Consider the following 19,940-nt stretch of genomic DNA (forward strand, 5'->3'; position numbering starts at 1 on the left):
CTATCCGCTGCGCGCGAGGTGTGTCCACTCCGCGCAGCCGGCCGGCCCGTGTCGGGTGTACGGCTTTGCGGCACTGCCGTTCCTAGTCCCGCCTTATGGTCAGCGCACCGAGACGCCCGGGAGGGGTCGGATGGATGCGGTGACGGTCCGGACGGACGACATCGACCAGGCCCGCGCCGAGGTCGGCAAGATCTTCTGTCCGCACCGACTCACCCCGCAGGCGGGCGTGCGCGCCGTTCAGTTGCGGATGGCGGCACGCCGGGTGGGCGGGGTCGGTGTCGTCGACCTGGACTACGGGCAGGAGGTCCGGATCCAACCCCCCGCCCTGGAGAGCTTCTATCTCGTCCAGATCCCCCGGGCCGGCAGCACGGTGGTCCGACACTCCGGCCACACCGTGACCTCGACACCCGACGTCGCCTCCGTCCTGTCCCCGTACGATCCCTCGGACATGCGGTGGTCCGAGGGGTCGCCGCATCGGATCTTCTACGCCGACCGGCGCGCCGTCGACCGGGAACTCACCCGTCTCCTGGGCCGCCCGGTGGACGACCCGGTCCGCTTGGACATCGGCATGGTCATGACCACGCCGAGGGCGCAGGCGTGGGCGCGTGGGGTGACGTTCCTCGCCGACGAGCTGGCACAGCCGACGGACGCGTCCCTGTTCGACCATCCGCAGGTCGCCGCCCGTTTCGAGCAGGGGCTCATCGGCCAGTTGTTGCTGGCCCACCGGCACAGCCATTCCGACCTGCTCGCCGAGCCGGGCCACCACGCCAACCCCGGGCGGCTGGTCCGCCGGGCCTGCACGCTGATCGCCGACCACCACGGCGAGGCACTGACCGTCGGTGATGTCGCCGAGGCGCTGCGGGTGAGCGTACGGACGTTGCAGGACTGCTTCCGGCGGGAGTTGCGGACCACCCCGACGGCGTACCTGCGTGCCTGTCGCCTCGACGCGGCGCACCGATCGCTGCGGGCGGCCGAGCCGGGGGTCTCGGTGACGACCGTCGCGCTGCGGCACGGGTTCGTGCACCTCGGTCGGTTCGCGACCGAGTATCGGAGCCGGTTCGGTGAGTCGCCGTCGGCGACCCTCCGTCGCTGACGATCGTCCGGCCGACCACCTTCGAAACTGTTATCCGGTCGCGTCTGGCAAGTCTCCTGAGGTGAGGTGTTGGCGGGATTCCCGCCAGCGGAGCATCGATCAGCGGTGCGATCACACGAAGGAGTCGAGACGATGCGCGCAACCGGCCCGGGTGAAGCGGACACCCCGAAAGGGTCCCGGGGAGTCCACGCGGAGCCCCGACGCCTGATGGTCCGTCGCCTTCCGATCGGCGTCTGGCGCCTGCGGTGGCCCCTCGCCGTGGCGGCCGCGGTCGCCGTACTGGTGACCGGGGTGGCCGTCGTGGCGCAACCGACCGCGCCGACGCCCGCTCCCGCTGCCACGCAGGCGCTCGACACGCCACCGTCGACGACGAGCCCGGAGTCCGGCGCACCCACCGCGACCACGCCCGCCGCGACGGCCAGCCCGGCCGGGGTGACCCCGACCCCCACGCCGACGACCAAGCCGACGGCGACGGCGACGCCGACGACCAGGCGTCCGGCCGCCCCGGCGGCGACCGCCGTGACCTCGAAGCGCAAGGGTGTCGGGGTGTGGACCTTCGACGGGGTCAGTCAGGCACTGGCCAGTTCCGGGGCGAGCTGGTACTACACCTGGGACGTCGCCCACCAGGGCGTCACCAGCCCGAAGAACGCCGAGTTCGTCCCGATGATCTGGGGCGCCAAGAGCGTCACCGCCAGCAACCTGGAGAAGGCCAAGCAGAACGGCCGCTACCTGCTCGGGTTCAACGAGCCAGACCTGAAGGGTCAGGCGGAGATGAGCGTGGAGCAGGCGTTGGAGCTGTGGCCGCAGCTGGAAGCGACGGGTCTGCCGCTGGGCAGCCCGGCGGTGGCCTGGGGCGGTGACCGGCCGGGCGAGTGGCTCGACCGCTTCATGGCCGGCGCGAAGCAGCGCGGTTACCGGGTCGACTTCATCGCCCTGCACTGGTACGGCGGTGACTTCACCACCGCCAACGCGGTCAACCAGCTCAGGTCGTACCTCCAGGCGGTGCACGACCGCTACCAGCTGCCGATCTGGCTCACCGAGTTCGCCCTGATCGACTTCTCCAACGGTGTTCGCTTCCCGACCCAGGCCGAGCAGGCCGCGTTCCTCAGCGCGGCGACCCGGATGCTGGCCGGCCAGTCCTGGCTGCACCGGTACGCGTGGTTCGGCCTGCCCGCCACCGACAAGGACCAGAGCGGCCTCTTCCGCACCGGCAGCGAGGCGACCGCCGTCGGTCGCGCCTACCAGGCCGCGCGCTGAACCGGATTCGCGTGGTCTCGCCAGGAGTGGCGCGGCTCGTAGCCCAGCACCCGTCGTGCCTTGTCGATGCTGAGGAGCGTCTCGTGCTCGCCAAGCTCCTTGCGGATCTCCACACCCGGGTAGACCTCCGCCATCAGGCTGGCGCTGGACCTGGTCATGACGGTGTCGGCGTTGGCGATGATGAAGACGTCGGCGCCGGGCCGGTCGTGGGCGAGCGCACGCTCGACCGCCTGGGCCCCGTCGCGGGCGTCGATGTAGCCCCACAGGTTCCACCGCCGCGCCTGGGGGTCGGCGTCGAAGGAGGGGAACGGCGCGTAGTCCTCGACGTCCATCACGTTGGAGAAGCGCAGACCCACCATGACCAGCTCCGGGTCCCAGCGGCAGAAGTGCCGGGCCATCTCCTCCTCAAGGGCCTTGTTCAGCGAGTACGTCGACTCGGGCCGCGGCGCGTACTCCTCGTCGACGGGCGCGTACGGCGGCGGGGTGTCGAACGGCAGCCCGAGCACCGTTTCGCTGGACGCCCACACCACCCGCTTGATCCCGGCCGCCCGCGCCGCGGCGAAGACGTTGTACGTGGCGGCGGAGTTGTTCGCGAACGTGGTCGCGTTGGACCTCAGCCCGGGGGCCGGGACCGCCGCCAGGTGCACGATCGCGTCGACCCCGCCGGCGTGCTCGTCGGCGCCCCCGGTGAACGCCTCCACCACCTGCCCGTAGTCGGTCAGGTCGGCCAGGAGGAACTCACCGGCCACGTCGCGCGGGTCGCGGCCGCCGGCGCGGTCCACCGCGAGCACGTCGACGCCCACGGCGCGCAGGTGGGCGACCACGGCCCGGCCGAGCTTTCCGGTGGCCCCGGTGACGACGACACGCCTGGGCAGTGCGGGGTTGCTCATCACCACATCCTCGCCCAAAGCGACCGCAGGCCCGCACGCGCCCCACCAACCTAGCCGCCGGGCGTGATGAGCCCGCTCTCGTACGCCAGGACCACGAGCTGGGTACGGTCTCGGACGCCGAGCTTGGTGATGATGCGGCTGACGTGGGTCTTCACCGTCAGGGGACTCATCCGCAGCGCCTGGGCGATCTCCGCGTTGCTCAGCCCGGTGGCGACCGAGGCCAGCACCTCCCGCTCGCGGGCCGTCAACGGGGCCAACCGTTCGGGTGAGCGCTGCGGCGGGCGTGGGCGGCGGGCCAGCTCGGCGATCACGGTGCGGGTCACGCTCGGGCTCAGCAGGGCCTCCCCCTCCGCCACCACGTGGACGGCCCGACACAGCTCCTCCCGGCTCGCGGTCTTGGCGAGAAACCCACTCGCGCCGGCCTGCAACGCCTCGAAGATGTACGCGTCGATGTCGTAGGTGGTGAGCACGACGACACGTACTCCTGCGGTGGCCGGGTCCTCGGCGAGCCGCCGCGTGACGGCGAGGCCGTCCAGGTGCGGCATCCGGATGTCGAGGAGGGCGACGTCGGGTCGGGTCTGTCGGGCGAGCCGCAGCGCCTCCGCGCCGTCCTGCGCCTCCGCGACGACGGTGATGTCGCCGTCGCGTTCGAGCAGACCCCGCAGACCGCTGCGGACCAGCGGCTGGTCGTCGGCGAGAAGCACCCGTACGCTCACCGGGCGCTCGCCGCCGTCGACTCCTCGGCCGGGGCGGACGGCAGGCTGGCGCGCACGCTGAAGCCACCGTCGGGTCGCGGCCCGGCGGTCAGGCTCCCGCCGACGCTGGCGGCCCGTTCGCGCATGCCGGTGAGCCCGTGGCCGGGCCGATGGTCCGCCACCGTCGCCTGCGGGCCGTCGTCGACGATGTCGAGGCGCACGTCCTCGTCGCCGTAGCGCAACGTCACCGTGACGGCCGCGTCGTCGGCGTGCCGCAGCACGTTCGTCACCGACTCCTGGGCGATCCGGTAGAGGGCCAACCCGACCGCCGGTGGCAGCGGCCGTGGGGTGCCCTCGCGGTGGAACTCGACGCGCAGGCCACCGTCGGCCGCACGGGCCAGCAGAGCCTCGATCATGGTCTCGTCGGGCACGGGGTGGCGGTCCGTCGCCGCCGCGTCGGAGGGGTCCCGCAACAGGCGTACGGCGGTCTCCAGCTCACCGATCGCGTCGGTGTTGACGCGGCGCGCGGTGTCGAGCAGCTCGCGGGTCGCGGCGGGATCGTCCTCGACCAGTTCCCGGGCCAGGTTGATCTGAATGCCGACGACCGCGACGGTGTGCGCGGTGACGTCGTGCAGCTCCCGGGCGATGCGCAGGCGTTCCTCCAGGACCTGCCGCGCCGACTCGCGCTCCTGCTGGTGGCGCTCGGCGGCGAGGCGGGCGCTGAACTCCTGGGCGAACAGCTCCCGGTGGCGGACCGCCGTGCCGGCGACGAGGGCGAGAGCGAGCAGGGCCGCCTCGCGGAACACCCCGTCGAACAGTTCGAGCAGCGGTACGCCGGCGTTGAGCACCCAACCGGCGGAGACGAGCAGCGTGGCACCTCCGATCGCCGCGCCGATCGTCGCCTGCCCGGCCCTCGCGACGGTGTAGAGGGGCAGCAGGAGTGGCCAGATCGGCGAGACGCTCGGCAGCTCGGTGAGGTTGTAACCCATGATCGCGATCAGCGACAGGACGAGCACGGTGACGGGTCGACGACGCCGGAAGAGCAGCAGACCGCCCAGCACCGCCCCGAGCGCGTACGCGGCGACGGCCGACGACGCGCTGGCCGGCTCGGCCGCCACCGAGGTCGCGATCGTGATGGCGGCGGCGCTGGCCAACGCGAGGAGGAGGTCGGCGGCACGCATGCGGTTCATCCTCCGTGGTGGGTGTGACCGCCGTCGAGGGTGACCGGTACGGAGGGTTCGTCCTGCGGCGACACGGTCAGGAACTGACCCATCATCCCGGCGTCCTCGTGGGCCAGCACATGACAGTGGAACATGTACGGCGTCCGGACGTCGGAGTGTTGCAGGAAGCGCACGGCCAGCCGGACGACGCTGCCGGGTGGCACGTAGACGGTGTCCTTCTCCCCACGCGACTCGGCGGCGGGCGGTTCGCCGTCGACGTCGAGCACGTGGAACGACGCGCCGTGCACGTGGATGTTGTGCGGGATCGACTGCCCGTTGACGACCTCCCACGCCTCCACCGAACCGGTCCGCGTCACGCGGTCGATCCGGGCGGGGTCCATCGTCGCGCCGTTGAGGAGGAAGTCGCCCATCTCCAGGCGGAAGGGCGCCGGCCGGGTCACCGTCGGCGCGGGCGCGGCCGGGGTCAGCTCGGCCGGCACCGGCGGGCTCGGCCGCAGCGGCTCGGCCGCCGTCATCTTGATCAGGTCGTGGGTGTCGCTGCCGCCCGCCAGCCGGCCGTAGAGCGGGTTCGCCCGCAGCGGCGCCGGGAAGCTGCGCAGGATGACCGACTCGCCGGCCCGGAACTCCACCACGATCTCGGCGCGCTCACCGGGTGAGAGGAGGAGCCGGCGCAGTGGCTGCGGCGAGCTGAGCAGCCCGGCGTCGGTCGCCACGAGTGTGAACTCACGGTCGTCGGTGAACCCGACGTACAGCATCCGGGCGTTGCAGCCGTTGAGCAGCCGCAGCCGTACCCGCTCGGTCACCACCTCGACGTACGGGTCGTAGGTGCCGTTGACCAGGATCTTGTCGCCGAGCAGGCCGGTGATGGTCAGGCCGCCGAACGTGAGGTCGGACTCGTCCAGGGTGCCGTCGTCGGCGATCTTGCGGTCCTGCACGATCAGCGGGACGTCGTCGACGCCGTACTCCTTCGGCAACCGCACGGCCGTGTCGTCGTCGACGATGAACAGCCCGGCGACACCCCGGTAGACGTGCGCGGCGGTGCTGTGGTGCAGGTGCGGGTGGTACCAGAGGGTCGCGGCCCGCTGCTCGATCGTCCAGCTCGGCCGCCAGGTGGCACGCGGCTCGATGGGCTGGTGCGGCCCGCCGTCCATCCGGGCGGGCAGGTGCATGCCGTGCCAGTGCAGCGACGTCATCTCCGGCAGGTGGTTCCGCACGTCCACGCTGACCCGGTCACCCCGGCTCGCCCGCAGCGTCGGGCCGAGGATCGGCCCGTTGGTACCCCAGGTGCTGGTGGTCGTGCCGGGCAGCAGTTCGGTGCGACCCGGGGCGAGCGTGAGCTGGAATCGTCGGACCCCGTCCGCCGCCAGCGACGGAGGCAGTATCGGCGGGATCCGGAGCCGGTTTCGGAACGTCAACGTGCCGACGTTGCTCCGCCCCGAGTCCGCCCACAGGTATCCGGCGAACCCGGCGGCGGGCAGGACGACCAGCCCGCCCACCGCGCCGAGCCAGCCGAGCACCCGGCGGCGGGTGCTCACCGGCGGACTCGGCGCAGGATGGCCCAGGCGACGAGCGCGAGGCCGATGATGATCACCCACCAGCCCAGGAGCACCTCGGGCATCGGCACGAATCCGGGGTCGTCCAGCCACACCTGTGGGGGGACGAAGAACCACCCGAGGTTGAAGACGACCCCGACGAGGACGATGGCCAGCCCGGCCCAGAGGCGGCGGCTGACGAGCAGCGGAGCAGGTTTCCCGTTCATGACGCCGACCGTACGAACCACCGGGTGGGGGTCACATCCGCTGCACGAGGTACTCCCTGCGATGTACCTGCCGGTCCACGCGTGATCGGAGCCCGCGGGTGCGTAACGTGCAGGGGTAAACGCCGACCCGACGAGGAGACTGCATGTCCAAGCCACCGCTTCCCGAGGCCGCGATCGCGATGCTCCGGAAGCCGAACCCGGCCGTGATGACCACGCTTCGCAACGGTGGTCAGCCGGTGTCCGCCGCCACCTGGTACCTGTGGGAGGACGGCCGGATCCTGGTGAACCTGGACGAGAGCCGCCGCCGGTTGCAGCACATCCGCAACGACCCGCGGGTGTCCCTGACCGTGCTCGACGAGGCCGGCTGGTACACCCATGTCAGCATCGTCGGGCACGTCGCCGAGCTGCGCGCCGACGAGGACCTGGCGGACATCGACCGGTTGTCGCTGCACTACACCGGCAACGCGTACCCGCGACGTGAGCGCGCCCGGGTCAGTGCCCTGATCGAGATCGACAGGTGGCACGGTTGGGGTTCGCTCAAGGACAACGACCAGGTCGGCTGACGGCTGATGCCGCTGGTCAGGGTGTGAGGCTGGCGGTGGACCGGGTGCCGGCGCGGGTCACCAGGTAGCCGAAGGCCGCCGCGGTGAAGAACATGACGATGCCGTAGACGGCACCCGGGATCGCCATCTGGGTGCTGTCGAGCAGCGCGGGGCTGAGCGCGATCGTGATGGCCAGGGTGCTGTTGTGGATGCCGATCTCGAACCCGGCGGCGGTCGCGGCGCGCCGGTCCACCCCGGCGAGCCGCGGCACCCCGTACCCGATCGCGAGGCTCAGCAGGTTGAACGCGAGCACGGCCAGGCCGACGGAGACGAAGTAGTCGGCGATGTTCTCCCGCTCGCCGAGGACGGCGCCGGCGATGACGGCGACGAGGACGACGACGGAGAGGATCCGGATCGGACGGTTCAGCCGTTCGGCGGCGTGCGGCACCCGGGCGCGGATCAGCATGCCGATCGCGACCGGGACGAGCACGATGGCGAAGACCTGCACCACCTTGTCGAACTGCAGTCCGATGCTGCGGCCGTCCGGCAGGAAGTACGCGGCCGACAGGTTGACCAGGATCGGCAGGGTGACCACGGCGAGCACCGAGTTGATGGCGGTCAGGGTGATGTTCAGGGCCACGTGACCACCGAACAGGTGGCTGTAGAGGTTGGCCGTCGTGCCGCCCGGTGAGGCGGCCAGCAACATCATGCCGACGGCCAACTCCGGTGCCAGGTCGAACGCGAGGACCAGTCCGAAGCAGAGCGCCGGCAGCACCAGCACCTGGCACACCAGCGCGATGACGGCGGCGCGTGGGTGCTGGGCCACCCGGCGGAAGTCCGTGCTGGTCAGGCCGAGACCCAGACCGAGCATGATGATGCCGAGGGCGATGGGCAGACCGATCAGGGTCAGGGCGGAGTCCATGGCACAACATCGTTACCAGCCGGTAACGCGTTAACAATCCCCCGTGTGGCCGGTCGACTCTTGACCGTGGAGTGTGATCGGCTTAACTTCATCAATCAGATAAGTGTCTTTACTAATTGTGCGTCAACCGTCGTGGGAGTGTGCCGATGCGACCATTCCGCCACCGCCGTGTCACCGCCGTCGTCGCCCTGGCGACCCTGCTGATCACCGCCACCCCGCCCCCCGCCGCCAGCGCCGGCGACCACCAGCAGCGCCGCGCCGGCTACCACCGGGTCGGCTACTTCACCCAGTGGGGCATCTACGGGCGAGCCTTCCCGGTCAAGAAGCTCGACACCTCCGGGGCGGCGAGCCGCCTCACCCACGTCAACTACGCCTTCGGCAACGTCAGTGAGGACGGCCGCTGCTACCTGGACGGCGGGCCGGGCGAGGGCGACGCCTGGGCCGACTACCAGCGTCCCGTCCCTGCGGAGGAGAGCGTCGACGGTGTCGCGGACGCCCCGGGGCAGGCGCTCAACGGCAACTTCGGCCAGCTCGCCAAGCTGAAGGCCAAGCACCCCAAGCTCCAGGTGCTGATCTCGCTGGGCGGCTGGAGCTGGTCGACGTACTTCTCCAACGCCGCCCGCACCGACGCCTCCCGCAAGGCGTTCGTCGCGTCCTGCGTCGACCTCTACCTCAAGGGCAACCTGCCGGGTGCCCCGGGCGCCGCCGCCGGCGTCTTCGACGGCATCGACCTCGACTGGGAGTGGCCCAACTGGGCGGGTGAGCCGGGCAACGTCATCCGCCCGGAGGACCGGGAGAACTTCACCAAGCTGCTGGCCGAGTTCCGCCGGCAGCTCGACGCGTACGGCCGCACGACCCGGACGCACCACCCGCTGACCGCGTTCCTGCCGGCCAACCCGGCCACCATGGACGCCGGCTACGAGGGCCGCAAGATCTTCAAGTACCTGGACTTCGCCACCGTGCAGGGCTACGACTTCCACGGCGGCTGGGAGGCGGTGGCCAACCAGCAGTCGGCGCTGCGCGTACCGGCGGGATCGCCGGACAACCCGGACTTCTCCGTCGAGGTGGCCATCGACGGCTGGATCGCCCGGGGCGCGCCGCGCGACAAGCTCGTGCTCGGCATCCCGTACTACGGTCGCGGTTGGACCGGCGTCACCGGCGGCGGCAACGGCCTCTTCGGGCCGGCCACCGGGCCGGCACCGGCCACCTTCGAGGCCGGCTACGAGGACTACAAGAACCTCAAGACCCTGGCCGGCAACGGCTACGCCGTGCACCGCGACTTGCGCGCCGGGCACGCCTGGCTCTTCGACGGTACGACGTTCTGGACGTACGACGATCCGGCGGTCGTCTTGCAGAAGACGCTCTACATCCGCCGGGCCGGCCTGGCCGGCGCGATGATCTGGTCGCTGGACGGAGACGACGACAACGCCACGTTGACCAGGACCATCGGCCTCGGCCTCACGACCTGGTAGGGGTATTCGATCCACCCGGCCCGCCGCCGGCCGACTCCTCGGCTGGCGGCGGGCCGGCGGGACCGTGCCGGGAACTGCCGCTGCGTCACGCCGTCGGGCCGCTGATACCCGACGTGCCGAGGTGGATGTCGATGTCGGCGGGCTCGGTCATCTGGTCGTACGCCTTGGTGCCGATGACCGAATGCCCGCTTTCCCTAGAATCGGGGCATGGCTCTGCGACCGGCTCATGTGAACATCAAGGCAGTCGATCCCGTCGCGGTCGGCGAGTTCTGGGCTCAGGCGCTCGGCTGGAACGCGTTCCACCCCGGCGTCACCACGTACGTCGGGCCCCGAGCCGAGCTCGTCTGGCCGGACCCGGACTTTCTGGGCATCGACATCGTCCCGGTCCCCGAGCCGAAGACAGCGACAACGAACCGCATGCGTCTCGAACTCGCCAGCAGCTCGCCCGGACACCGGGCCGAGCTGCTGGCCCGGTTGGAGAGGCTTGGCGCGAAACCCGCCGGCGCCGATCGGCTCGGCGCGTCCTGCGCCCTGCTGGCCGATCCGGAGGGCAACGAGTTCTGCGTACCAGGACCGCAGGAGACCGGCCGGGACACCGGCCCTATTTCCGCGGTGGTCATGGACTGCACCGACCCGCCCGCCATGGCTCGCTTCTGGAGCGCGGCGATCGACTGGCCCGTGGTTGCCGTCACCGGCGAGCGGGCCACCCTGCGGTCCGGCCGCGGCACCGGACCGGACCTCACCTTCGTCCGCGTCCCCGGCACCACGCCCACACTCGACCGGCTGCACCTCGACCTGCGGCCCGACACGGGCGACGACCAGGCCGCCCAGGCCGTTCGCCTGCGCGCGCTCGGTGCCGCCGATCTCGACGTGGGCCAGGGCGGCGACGTCTCCTGGATCTGCCTGACCGACCCAGACGGACATGAGCTCTGCGTCCTCGCCGCTCCCGGGGGCGAGTCCGGCTGATCAGGCCGGAACACCCGGGCGGTAGCGCTGGGTCGAGAACCCGACATCACTCCACTTCGGAGCGGTCTGCCGGATGTCCGCGCAGGGACCGATATCGGTCAGCGTGGTCCGGCGGACCGTCGACCCGTGAACGATCCTGGGGTACGGGCGGCGCGGTCGACCGGGTCGGGCGGCTCAGCTGTCGCTCGTCATGGCGGACGGTTGGCGATCGGGCAGCGCGCGCACGGCGGCCTCGATGAGCGCGGTCACCTGGTCCATGTCCCGCGCCTGACGGACGTCCACGTCGGCTGTCCACCCGTCGGGCCGGGCCAGCCGCACCGTCACGTCGTCCCGGCGGTGGATGAGCCAGCCGGCGACCGCCTGCACCAACACCATGGTGGCGCCCGCGTCGTCGACAGCGACCCGCAGCGGGTCCGTGCCGTCGGCCGGCGCCGCACCGGCCGGTGGCTGACTGGCCGGCGGCGACGTCACACCCTCGCGCAGCCGGTCCTCGGCGCGCAGCCAGGACGCCAGCGACCGCCGCGCATCGGCGGACGGAGAATCCGGATGGACCGAGAGCGCGATCATCTCCGACACGGCCTGCTCCTTCCAGACGACGATGAATCCACCCGTCATCCTGCCAGTCCGCATCCGGTCCGGCACGCCGAGTAGTGAACAGTGTCGATCAACCCTTGACCGTCGTGTCGGCCCGTTCATAGGCTCCGGCCACTGCGAGGCTGTTCCCGAGAAGGGAAACACGACACATGTCCCCATCGACGCGCCCGTTCTGGACGGTCCCCCCGAAGCGGCTGGCGAGTGCCGCCACGATCGCGCTCCTGCTCGGCCTGACTCCCCTGCTCGGCGGCACCTCGGCCGCGAGCGCCGCCCGCCCGTCCACCTGCAGCGACGACCCGACCGCACACCTGGGCACCGTGCCCGCACCGGAGGCCGTGTTCGGCTTCCCGCTCGGCGTGGGCCAGGAGCGGGTCGTCACCAACGAGGAGGTCCGCACCTACCTCGGGGCGGTGGACAGCGCCTCCGACCGGGTCGTCACCGGGGTGCTGGCCACCAGCGTGGCCGGGCAACCCCTGCCGTACGCGGTGGTGTCCAACGAACGCCACGTGCGGCCCGCCGCCCTGCGCCGGATCGCCGACGACGTACGGGACCTGCGTGATCCCCGTCGGACCAGCGCGCGGACGGCCGCCCGCACGGCGAAGGACAGCCCGGCGATCGTCTGGGTCACCGCGAACGTGCACGGCGGCGAGAAGAGCGGCACCGACGCGGCGCTCAAGACCCTGTACGAGTTGGCGGCGGGCCTGTCCTGCGAGGTCGCCCGGCGCAACGACAACCTGGTCACCATCATCGTGCCGACGCAGAACCCGGACGGCCGCGACGCGACCCGCCGGCAGAACGAGTTCGGCTTCGACCTGAACCGGGACTGGTTCGCCCGCACCCAGCAGGAGACCGACGGCAAGCTCGAACTGCTGCGCCGCTACCCGCCGCAGGTCTTCGTCGACGCCCACGAGATGGGTGGCAAGCAGTACTTCTTCCCGCCCAACGCCGACCCGATCCACCACGAGATCGCCGGCGAGGCGGTGGACTGGATCAACCGGATCGGCGAGGCCAACAAGGCCGGCTTCGGCTACAACGGCGCCTGCGACGACACCGCCTTCACCGAGTGCTATTTCAACTACGACACGTACGACATGTTCTTCATGGGTTACGGCGACACCGTGCCGACCACCGGCTTCGGCGCGGCCGGCATGACGTACGAGAAGGGCAGCGCGTCGGCCGTGGCCGACCGGGTGCAGCAGCAGTTCCACACCCAGTGGTCGACGTTGGGCTGGGCCGCCGCCAACAAGCGCGAGGTGCTCGACGGCTACTTCGACATCTGGACCGACGCCCTCGCCCAGGGCCGGACGGGCACCCTCGAACCGAACGAGGTGGTGCAGCCCACCAACGAGGTCCAGTTCCCGGTGCCCGACATCACGATCCGCTCGTATTTCCTGCTGCCCGACCGGCAACTCGCCGACGTCCGCCAACTCGTCGAGCGGCTGCGCCGGATGGACGTCGAGGTGTACGAGGTGCAGCAGGCGACCCGGGTCCCCACCGCACGGGTCTTCGGCGGGCGCAGCGCCACGAACGTGACAGTGCCCAAGGGCGCGTACTGGATCCCGATGGACCAGCCGCAGAAGCACTGGATCCAGGCCGTCATGGGCGAGGATCCCTACACGCCGTTCCCCTACTTCTACGACGTGTCGTCCTGGAGCAACCCGCTGCTGATGGGTGTCTCCACCATCTACACCGGCGACGCCGTCCGACCGAAGGCCCAGCTCGTCCGCGCGATCTCCGGCGGCCGGACCGCCCCGGCGTGGCCGTGGGGCTCGTACACGTACCCGCTCGACTCGGCGGCCGCCGCGGAGCTGACGTTCAGCCTGCTCGGTCGCGGCGTGCCGCTGGTTCGCGACCTGACGACCAGCCGGGTCGCCATCCCGGCGACCAAGCTGAGCCGCACTGTCGACGAGCTGGCCGAGTCGTTCGGGGTGACCCTCACCCCGGGCGGGCGGCCCACCGGCACCAGCCTGGCCCTGCCCGATGTCGGGCTCTTCCAGGGCACCGGCATCTCCACCACCGCAGGCTCGCACGGCGAGGCCCGCTACGTGCTCGGCAAGCGGTGGGGGCTCGACCTCACCCCGGTCACCACTGCCGACATCAACGACAACACCGAGGCGTTCACCGGTCGTACGGTGCTGCTGGTCCCGGACGGCAGCAGCGCGACCGGCGGTCTGACCGCCGCCGGCCAGGCCAACCTGCGCGCCTGGATCGCCCAGGGCCACACCTACGTGGGGCTGCGCAACGAGGGCACCCGGCTGGCCCGCGCCGCCGGGCTCACCTCCACCACCGAGAAGACCAAGCCGGCCGACTACCTGGTGATCGGCTCGCACCTGCGGGTCGACGTGGACACCGACAACCCGGTCGCCCTGGGCCGTCCGGCGGAGGACTTCGAGTTCAACAACAGCGACCCGGTCCTCAACCCGAGCACCACCGGCACGAACGTGCTCAGCTACCCGACGGGTGACACGTTCTGGGCCAACGGCTACACCGTCGGCGCGGACACCCTGAAGGGCACGGCCGCAGTGGTCGACGAGCCCACCGGCGCCGGTCGGGCGGTGCTGTTCGCGTTCAACCCGCTCTTCCGGGCGTACAACGAGAGTGGCCTGCACCTGGTGGCCAACGCGTTGCTCTACCCGGCGGGCGCGCCGGACGGCCGGCGCACGGCCGGTCTCGACCCGGCGCGCGCCAGCGCCGCCGCCGCGCCGGTCACCCCGGACCTCGGCGGCGGGTGGCGGCCGATCACCGTCGAGGTCGCGGCGAGCGACCTGCCGCGCGCCCGGGCCATCGTCGAACGCTTCACCACCGACGCGAGGACGTCCGCGAAGGGCACCTCGGTGTACGTCGTGATCCCCAACCCGCAGGGCCTCCAGGTCGACGAACACCCGTTCGCGAGCGATCTGGTACGCGCGCTCCGCGACGCCAAGGTGCCGCTGCGGTCGGTGGTCGGCTGACGAACCCGCACAGCGGAAGCGCCCGTCCCCGTGGTCTCGGGGGCGGGCCGCTTCGGTGTGTGTGCAGGGGTCGGTTACGACCGCCGGGCGACCTCGGTGACGAACGCCCGCCAGGCCACCGGCCCGAAGAGCAGAGCCGGCCCGGCGGGGTCCTTGGAGTCCCGCACACCGACGATGCCCGGCAGGTTGTCCGCAACCTCGACGCAGTCGCCACCGCTGGAGCCGCTTCGACTGGACTTTCGCCACGTAGCGCCGGTCAGGTCCATGACGTCACCACTTCCTTCATCAGCTCAGTTGACTGCCGCCGAGGTAGGGCCTCGTTCCGTACGGTCTCCCACTTCGATAGAAGCGTAGCCATGTCATCGTCGTTGTTGATGACCGCCCCGCCAAGCTGGTTCTCCAACTGGCCGACCCATTTGCCATCGGCGGCCCGCGCCAGGATGAACGGACCGGTGAGCCCGGCATGCATGCTCACGTCGCCCGGCACGACGTGGACACTGATGTTCGGACGCTCGACCAAGGTCAACAAGTGCGTGATCTGTCCGACCATGATCCCCCGAAAGTCCTCGCCCGCCCGTCGCAGCACCTCCTCGCCGATGACCGCAACGAATTGCGGTGCCTTCGGCTGGGTGAGGATCGACTGCCGGTCGAGCCGAGCCGCAAGTCGCTTATCGACATCCTCGTCACCTAGCGTGTCGTCGCAGCGAATGACCGCTCGGGCGTAGTGCTCGGTCTGGAGTAGGCCAGGAATCAGAGACGGTTGCCAGGACCGAAGCTGAGTCGCGACGCGCTCGGCGTCCAACCACGGCAGAAACCAGGATGGCGCCCCCAGGTTCGCCACCATGCGCTCGAAGAGGCCGCCGTTCTTGAGTGCCCGGTCCGCGCCCTTGATGAAGTCCATCGTCAGCGCCCGCGTCTCGCTCTCCACGGCACTGACGTGGGAGGCGCTGAAACCCGCGCCTCGGCCGAACGACTCCTGCGTCATCCCGGCGGTCCCTCGTGCCCGGCGGATCTCGGTCACGATGAACGCGGCGAGCGTGTGCGGTAAGTCGGCCATTCAGCACTCCCCAAACCAGAAGATCGACTACTCGTGCCAGTGCCCGGCGTAGACCGTCTCGTCAGCGCGGCCCGAGGCTGGCGACCGGGAATTCACCGTCCGAGCGTAGTGGTCTCCACAGCGGAGCGTCACCACCGGCGCGGCCGGAAGTTGGTTGATCCACTCGACTTTCCGGAAGTCGGGGTGTCCAAGGGCCGCCGACACCCCGACTTCCGGAAAGTCGAGTGGACCTTGCCGATTTTGCGCCACAGGGGGCGCCACCAGTGCCGGGTTGTGGCGGCTCGGTCGGTCCTAGGGCGCGGCCACCTGCACCAGCACCGGCGTACGGCCGGCCGCGAGGTAGCCCCGACCGGGCGGGCCGGTGAGGTACTGGTCGGGTTCGAGAGTGATGTTGTGGGCCACCGCCGCCGACCGGTTGGGCGGGACCAGCACGAGACGAGTTCCCGCCATCACGATCGCGTTGACCAGACGGGTGAGCGGGCTGGGGAAACCGGTCAGCAGGGGGGCGGCGTCCGCGGTGACGACAAGTGCCCGCCGTCCGCGAGCCGCGGGGCTGCTGATGTCGTCCAGCAACGTGGGGCTGCTCGCGAAGCCCTGTTCGCTGGGGAGCACGGCGATCCGGTCGACGTCGTCGACGACCACCGCGTACGGCTCGTCGCCGAACCCGGCGACGGCCTCGCGCAGGTCGCTGTCCTTGAACGTCGCACCGGTGAGCACCCGAAGCCCGGCGTCGTCGGGGAGCAGCTTCGGCAGCGGGGACTGGAGTGGGGCGACGGCGAGTACGCCGATCCCCCGCTGCCGTAGCGCGTGCACCATCGTGGCCGCCGCGGTGGTGCGGCCCGTGCCAGCAGCACCGGAGATCAGCAACAGGTGGGAGTCGGCGTGGAACAGGTCGGTGCCCACGGTGGTGTTGTCCGGCCCGCCGACGCCCAGCGGTATCCAGGTGGACAGCCCCCCGGTGTCGGCGCTCGACCCGAGTGCGGCCAGGTCGACGCGCGCGGGCAGAGCCGGGAACCGCCGGGGCAGCCGGTGCGCGGGTGCGTCGTGCGGTTCGACGGCGTCGGCGTTGCCGGATCGCGTCGGCAGGCACACCTGCACGTGCCGGCCGCTGCCGGCGTCGATGGCCCGTCCGGGGAGGGCGGGCGGGCTGGCCATGCCGGTCTGCAACTGCATCCGCCGGGTCTCTTCCTTGGGAAACGGCAGGAGCAGCCTCCGGTTGTAGAGGGTCGGCAGCCGGTGGTTGAGCATGTCCTGACCACCGAACGGCACGACGTGCACCCCGAGCGGAGCGCCCGCGGTGATGACGCCGCGCAGGGTGGCGAGCAGGGACGTCTCGACGAAGGCCGGGTCGCTGTGATCCTCGAAGTGCTCCCAACCGTCGACGACGACCACGATGTGCGGCCGTGCCTCGTCCGCCGGGGGCGCGCTGCCGGCACGGCGTTGGACCTCCTCGGCCAGCCAGGTGACCAGGCGACGGATCCGGTCGGGCTCCGCCGCGGAGAAGACCCCGCCGCAGTGCGGCAACGCCGCGTACTCGGCCAGGCCGGCCGGGTGCCGTTCCACGACGTACAGGTGTGCCTGGTCGGGTCGGAAGCGGGCGGCCAGGCCGGTGATCAGGGTGCGGGCCATCGTCGTTCGGCCGGACTGCGGGCCACCGGCGACGAGCAGGCGGTCGACTCCGGCCAGGTCGAGGAAGTCCGCCGGTTGCGCCTGGCGCGCCGGGTCGTCGGCCAGGCCGAAGGGTACGGCGGTCGCCGGCGCGGCGGCGGTCCACCGCGCCGGCAGCTCGTCCACCGTCAGGGTGGCCGGCAGTGGGGGCAGAATCGGCCGGAAGGGCGCCGACAGCCCGGACCGATCCGCGGCGTCCTCGATCGCGGCGATGGTGAGGTCCTGGTCGGTGGGTCCCGCTCCCCCGGTGGGTGCGGCGCGCGGGCGAGGGGTGCCGAGGTCCGTCGGGTTCAGGGCGCGGACGACGGCCGGGGTGGCCCCACCGGTCGGCGGGGGGTCGCCGAGGTAGCCGGATTGGAACGGTTGCGGGATCCGGGACTCCGCAGTGGTGCACAGGATCAGGCCACGGCCGCGCAACGCGCCCGGGATGGTGGCGGCGTCGGGGACTCCGAGCACCTCCGTGCTGTCCGCCGGCTCGTTCTGGCGAAGGCTGATCCGCAGCGACACGTTGTTCTTCAACTCGGGCGAAAGCTTGCCCTGCAACGACTGCGTGGCCAGCACGAGGTGCATCCCGAGCGACCGCCCCTTCGCGGCGACGTTGACCAACTCCTTGACGAAGTCGGGCGCGGCGTCCAGGACCCGACCGAACTCGTCGAAGATCATCACCAGTCGGGGCAGCGGCGGCAGGTCCGCCCCCGCCAGGCGCTTCTGCCAGTACCTGTCGATCTCCCCGTCGTATCGGGCCAGCAGGGACTCCCGGCGGCTCACCTCCGCTCGGATCGAGGCGAGCACCCGGGCCGCCGCCGCGTCGTCGAACACGTCGGCGGCAGTCTCGCCGGTGGAGCGGATGAGCGCGACGACGTGCGGGCACCGTTCGAAGGGCAGAAAGGCGCTGCCGCCCTTGAAGTCGACGAGCACCAGGTTGAGTTCGTCCGGCCGGTTCGCCAACAGCAACGACGTGACCAGGGTCTGCAACAGGATGCTCTTGCCCGCGCCGGTCGCGCCGCCCAACATGGTGTGCGGTCCCTGGTCGGCGAGATCGACGTACACCGGTCCGGTCGCGTCCGCACCGAGCACGACGCGAGTCCGTGGACCCCGCCCCCGCTCCCAGAGCGCCCGCACATCGTCGCCGCTGGGCGCACCGAGGTCCAGGAGGTCGAGCAGGCGCACCGCACCGGGGATGGCCTGCTGGGCCGCCCCGAGTGTCGCCCGGTCCCGCATCGGGGCCAGTGCCCGCGCCAACCGCTCGGCGGTCATCGCGTCGAGCGTGTCGGCCCGGACCGTCACCGGCGGGCCGTCCGGGCTGCGAGTCACCCGTGCCGACTCCTCCGCCATCTCGATCAGACCCCGGCACTCGTTCATGCTGTGCCGATCGGCGCAGATGAGGTGCACCCCGACCGCCGGACCGTCCCGCAGCACCTCGTCCATGCCCGGCAGGTCCCGCAGCGCCAACGCGCCGTCGAGGACGACGACCACGTCGTCGAACTGCTGCGGGCCGCGTTCGGCCCGCCGCGTCGCGATGAGGATACGCAGCTCCCGTACCCGGTCGGCCCGGGTCGCGGTCGTGTTGCCGACCCGGCAGGAGTACGTCGCCGTGTCCCCCGCGTCGACGTGCGGCAGCCAACGCGCCCAGGCCAGACGGCCCCCCTCATCGGCGCTGAGCAGCACCATCCGCAGGTCGTCCGGGCCACGCAGGGTGGCGAGCTGGACCAGCAGCCACCGCAGGACGGCCTGCACCGACTGCTCGGCGCCGGTCACCCCGAGCACGCCGATGGTGCGCAGGTCCACGGTGACCGGGACGGCCGACAGCCGCGGGGGGCGGAAGCCGGTCCAGGGCTCCCCGCGTACCGTCACCGATGCCGGCTCGTCGGCGACGCCGACCCGTAGTGCCAGCGAGTGCGGTGCGGACGCCCGACGCGTCCACAGATCGACGCGGGCACCTCGGGCGATGTCGACGATCTCGGCCGGGCTCGGGGCGAGCGCCCGGCGAACCCGCTGCTCGGCGTCCACCTGGGTGGCGATCGTCGCGTCGACGACCTTCCGCGCCGCGGTGAACTCGGCCTCGCGCTCCGCATCCTGCTTGTTCTGCGCGTGCTGGTGCAGCAGCAACCCCCCGATGGAGACCGCAGCGCCGAGCAACAGGACGGGTGACTGCGTGAGCAGCGCGGCCCCCACGGATCCCGCGGCGCCCAGCAGGTACGCGGCCGCGACCGGGCCTCGGGTCACGCTCGGCTGAAACGGCAGGGTCACCTCGACGGCGGGGATCACCGGGGCGTGGCCGAACGCGCGGTCGAAGTCGAGTCGACCGTCCGGGGCTCGGACGAGTCGGCGCGCCCCAGCCGGCACCGGGGTCCACCGCAGCTCGTTGCCGCCGATCTGGAGCACGGTGTTCGGCGCGACGACGGCCCGCTCGGCGATCCGCACGCCATCGACGTACGTACCGTTGCTCGATCCGCCGTCGGTGACCGTGGCCGTGCCATCCGGGGCGACCTCCAGCAGCGCGTGCGTGTCCCGGGAGACGTCGGTGTCCCGCAGTGGCAACGCCGCCGCGGAGCGACGAGCTATCGGGTGGATCCCGGCGCGCAGGGCGACGGCCAGGCCGGCGTCCGGGCCGCCCACCACCTCCAGCACACCCGCTGCGCCATCGGTGGCCAGGCGGCCGACCGGCCCGGGTCCGCCCACGCTGAGCACCGAGCCGCGCAGCAGTGGACTGTTGCCCAGGCTCGCGGCCGGGTCCAACGCGACGGCTCCGACGAAGCAGCGCCGGCCCGCCACGGAGACGGGCAGCCCCGCGAGCACGGACCGCACGCTGCTGGTGGGCGCGGCGATCACCTCGACATCGTGTGCGGTCCCGGTACTGCGGTCCCACACGGTCAGACGCAGGATCATGATT

Annotated in this window: 16 protein-coding genes; 6 read left to right on the plus strand and 10 right to left on the minus strand. The window is 71.5% G+C overall.

All coding sequences use genetic code 11. The annotated features are described in order from the left end of the window. Positions 1–130 precede the first annotated feature (130 nt). A complete protein-coding gene (locus AB0C01_RS11970) occupies positions 131–1,093 on the plus strand; it encodes an AraC family transcriptional regulator (protein ID WP_357571028.1) in 963 nt (320 codons plus the stop codon). Between the two features lie 132 nt (positions 1,094–1,225). Then, positions 1,226–2,350, plus strand: a complete 1,125-nt coding sequence (locus AB0C01_RS11975) for a glycoside hydrolase family protein (RefSeq protein WP_357249958.1) — start codon at positions 1,226–1,228, stop codon at positions 2,348–2,350. Here AB0C01_RS11975 and AB0C01_RS11980 read toward each other — a convergent pair. The 5 genes from AB0C01_RS11980 to AB0C01_RS12000 are packed head-to-tail and all read right to left on the minus strand — an operon-like array spanning position 2,332 to position 6,875. Further along, positions 2,332–3,240 (minus strand): NAD(P)-dependent oxidoreductase, encoded by a 909-nt coding sequence (locus AB0C01_RS11980; protein ID WP_357249961.1) that lies wholly within the window; start codon positions 3,238–3,240, stop codon positions 2,332–2,334. The two genes, AB0C01_RS11975 and AB0C01_RS11980, sit on opposite strands and share 19 nt — an antisense overlap. Positions 3,241–3,290: 50 nt before the next feature. Next, positions 3,291–3,956, minus strand: a complete 666-nt coding sequence (locus AB0C01_RS11985) for a response regulator transcription factor (RefSeq protein ID WP_357571029.1) — start codon at positions 3,954–3,956, stop codon at positions 3,291–3,293. After that, positions 3,953–5,116 carry a sensor histidine kinase gene (locus tag AB0C01_RS11990; RefSeq protein WP_357571031.1) on the minus strand — a complete coding sequence of 388 codons (1,164 nt, stop codon included), beginning with the start codon at positions 5,114–5,116 and terminating at the stop codon, positions 3,953–3,955. The genes AB0C01_RS11985 and AB0C01_RS11990 overlap by 4 nt, the downstream gene beginning before the upstream one ends. A 5-nt stretch (positions 5,117–5,121) precedes the next feature. After that, entirely contained in the window at positions 5,122–6,651 is a 1,530-nt protein-coding gene (locus tag AB0C01_RS11995) for a multicopper oxidase domain-containing protein (protein WP_357571032.1), read from the minus strand. Next, positions 6,648–6,875 carry a hypothetical protein gene (locus AB0C01_RS12000; protein WP_357249973.1) on the minus strand — a complete coding sequence of 76 codons (228 nt, stop codon included), beginning with the start codon at positions 6,873–6,875 and terminating at the stop codon, positions 6,648–6,650. The genes AB0C01_RS11995 and AB0C01_RS12000 overlap by 4 nt, the downstream gene beginning before the upstream one ends. Before the next feature lie 143 nt (positions 6,876–7,018). Between AB0C01_RS12000 and AB0C01_RS12005 the strand changes: the two genes are divergently transcribed. Beyond that, entirely contained in the window at positions 7,019–7,438 is a 420-nt protein-coding gene (locus AB0C01_RS12005) for a PPOX class F420-dependent oxidoreductase (RefSeq protein ID WP_357249976.1), read from the plus strand. Positions 7,439–7,454: 16 nt separating this feature from the next. On the opposite strand, the gene AB0C01_RS12010 is transcribed toward AB0C01_RS12005, so the two are convergent. After that, entirely contained in the window at positions 7,455–8,339 is an 885-nt protein-coding gene (locus tag AB0C01_RS12010; protein WP_357249979.1) for a bile acid:sodium symporter family protein, read from the minus strand. Between the two features lie 146 nt (positions 8,340–8,485). Between AB0C01_RS12010 and AB0C01_RS12015 the strand changes: the two genes are divergently transcribed. Together AB0C01_RS12015 and AB0C01_RS12020 are read left to right on the plus strand one after the other, a co-directional pair. Continuing rightward, positions 8,486–9,811, plus strand: a complete 1,326-nt coding sequence (locus AB0C01_RS12015; protein ID WP_357249982.1) for a glycoside hydrolase family 18 protein — start codon at positions 8,486–8,488, stop codon at positions 9,809–9,811. 207 nt (positions 9,812–10,018) lie between these two features. After that, complete coding sequence (locus AB0C01_RS12020; RefSeq protein ID WP_357249984.1) at positions 10,019–10,777, plus strand: VOC family protein; 759 nt, start codon at positions 10,019–10,021, stop codon at positions 10,775–10,777. A 174-nt stretch (positions 10,778–10,951) separates the two neighbouring features. On the opposite strand, the gene AB0C01_RS12025 is transcribed toward AB0C01_RS12020, so the two are convergent. Then, the gene (locus AB0C01_RS12025) at positions 10,952–11,392 is read right to left on the minus strand and encodes a hypothetical protein (RefSeq protein ID WP_357249987.1); all 441 of its coding nucleotides are present in this window, start codon (positions 11,390–11,392) and stop codon (positions 10,952–10,954) included. Positions 11,393–11,520: 128 nt separating this feature from the next. Between AB0C01_RS12025 and AB0C01_RS12030 the strand changes: the two genes are divergently transcribed. Further along, positions 11,521–14,322: a M14 family zinc carboxypeptidase gene (locus AB0C01_RS12030; protein WP_357571034.1), complete on the plus strand. Its 2,802-nt coding sequence runs from the start codon at positions 11,521–11,523 to the stop codon at positions 14,320–14,322. Positions 14,323–14,396: 74 nt separating this feature from the next. Here AB0C01_RS12030 and AB0C01_RS12035 read toward each other — a convergent pair whose 3' ends face one another. The 3 genes from AB0C01_RS12035 to AB0C01_RS12045 form a co-directional block, all read right to left on the minus strand. Next, positions 14,397–14,588: a DUF397 domain-containing protein gene (locus tag AB0C01_RS12035; RefSeq protein WP_357249992.1), complete on the minus strand. Its 192-nt coding sequence runs from the start codon at positions 14,586–14,588 to the stop codon at positions 14,397–14,399. Next, positions 14,579–15,379, minus strand: coding sequence for a helix-turn-helix transcriptional regulator (locus tag AB0C01_RS12040; RefSeq protein ID WP_357571035.1), 801 nt, complete (start codon positions 15,377–15,379; stop codon positions 14,579–14,581). The genes AB0C01_RS12035 and AB0C01_RS12040 overlap by 10 nt, the downstream gene beginning before the upstream one ends. A gap of 291 nt (positions 15,380–15,670) precedes the next feature. Next, positions 15,671–19,936 (minus strand): FtsK/SpoIIIE domain-containing protein, encoded by a 4,266-nt coding sequence (locus AB0C01_RS12045; protein ID WP_357571037.1) that lies wholly within the window; start codon positions 19,934–19,936, stop codon positions 15,671–15,673. Positions 19,937–19,940: the final 4 nt, after the last annotated feature.

Source organism: Micromonospora sp. NPDC048905 (assembly GCF_040649655.1).
GTDB lineage: Bacteria > Actinomycetota > Actinomycetes > Mycobacteriales > Micromonosporaceae > Micromonospora.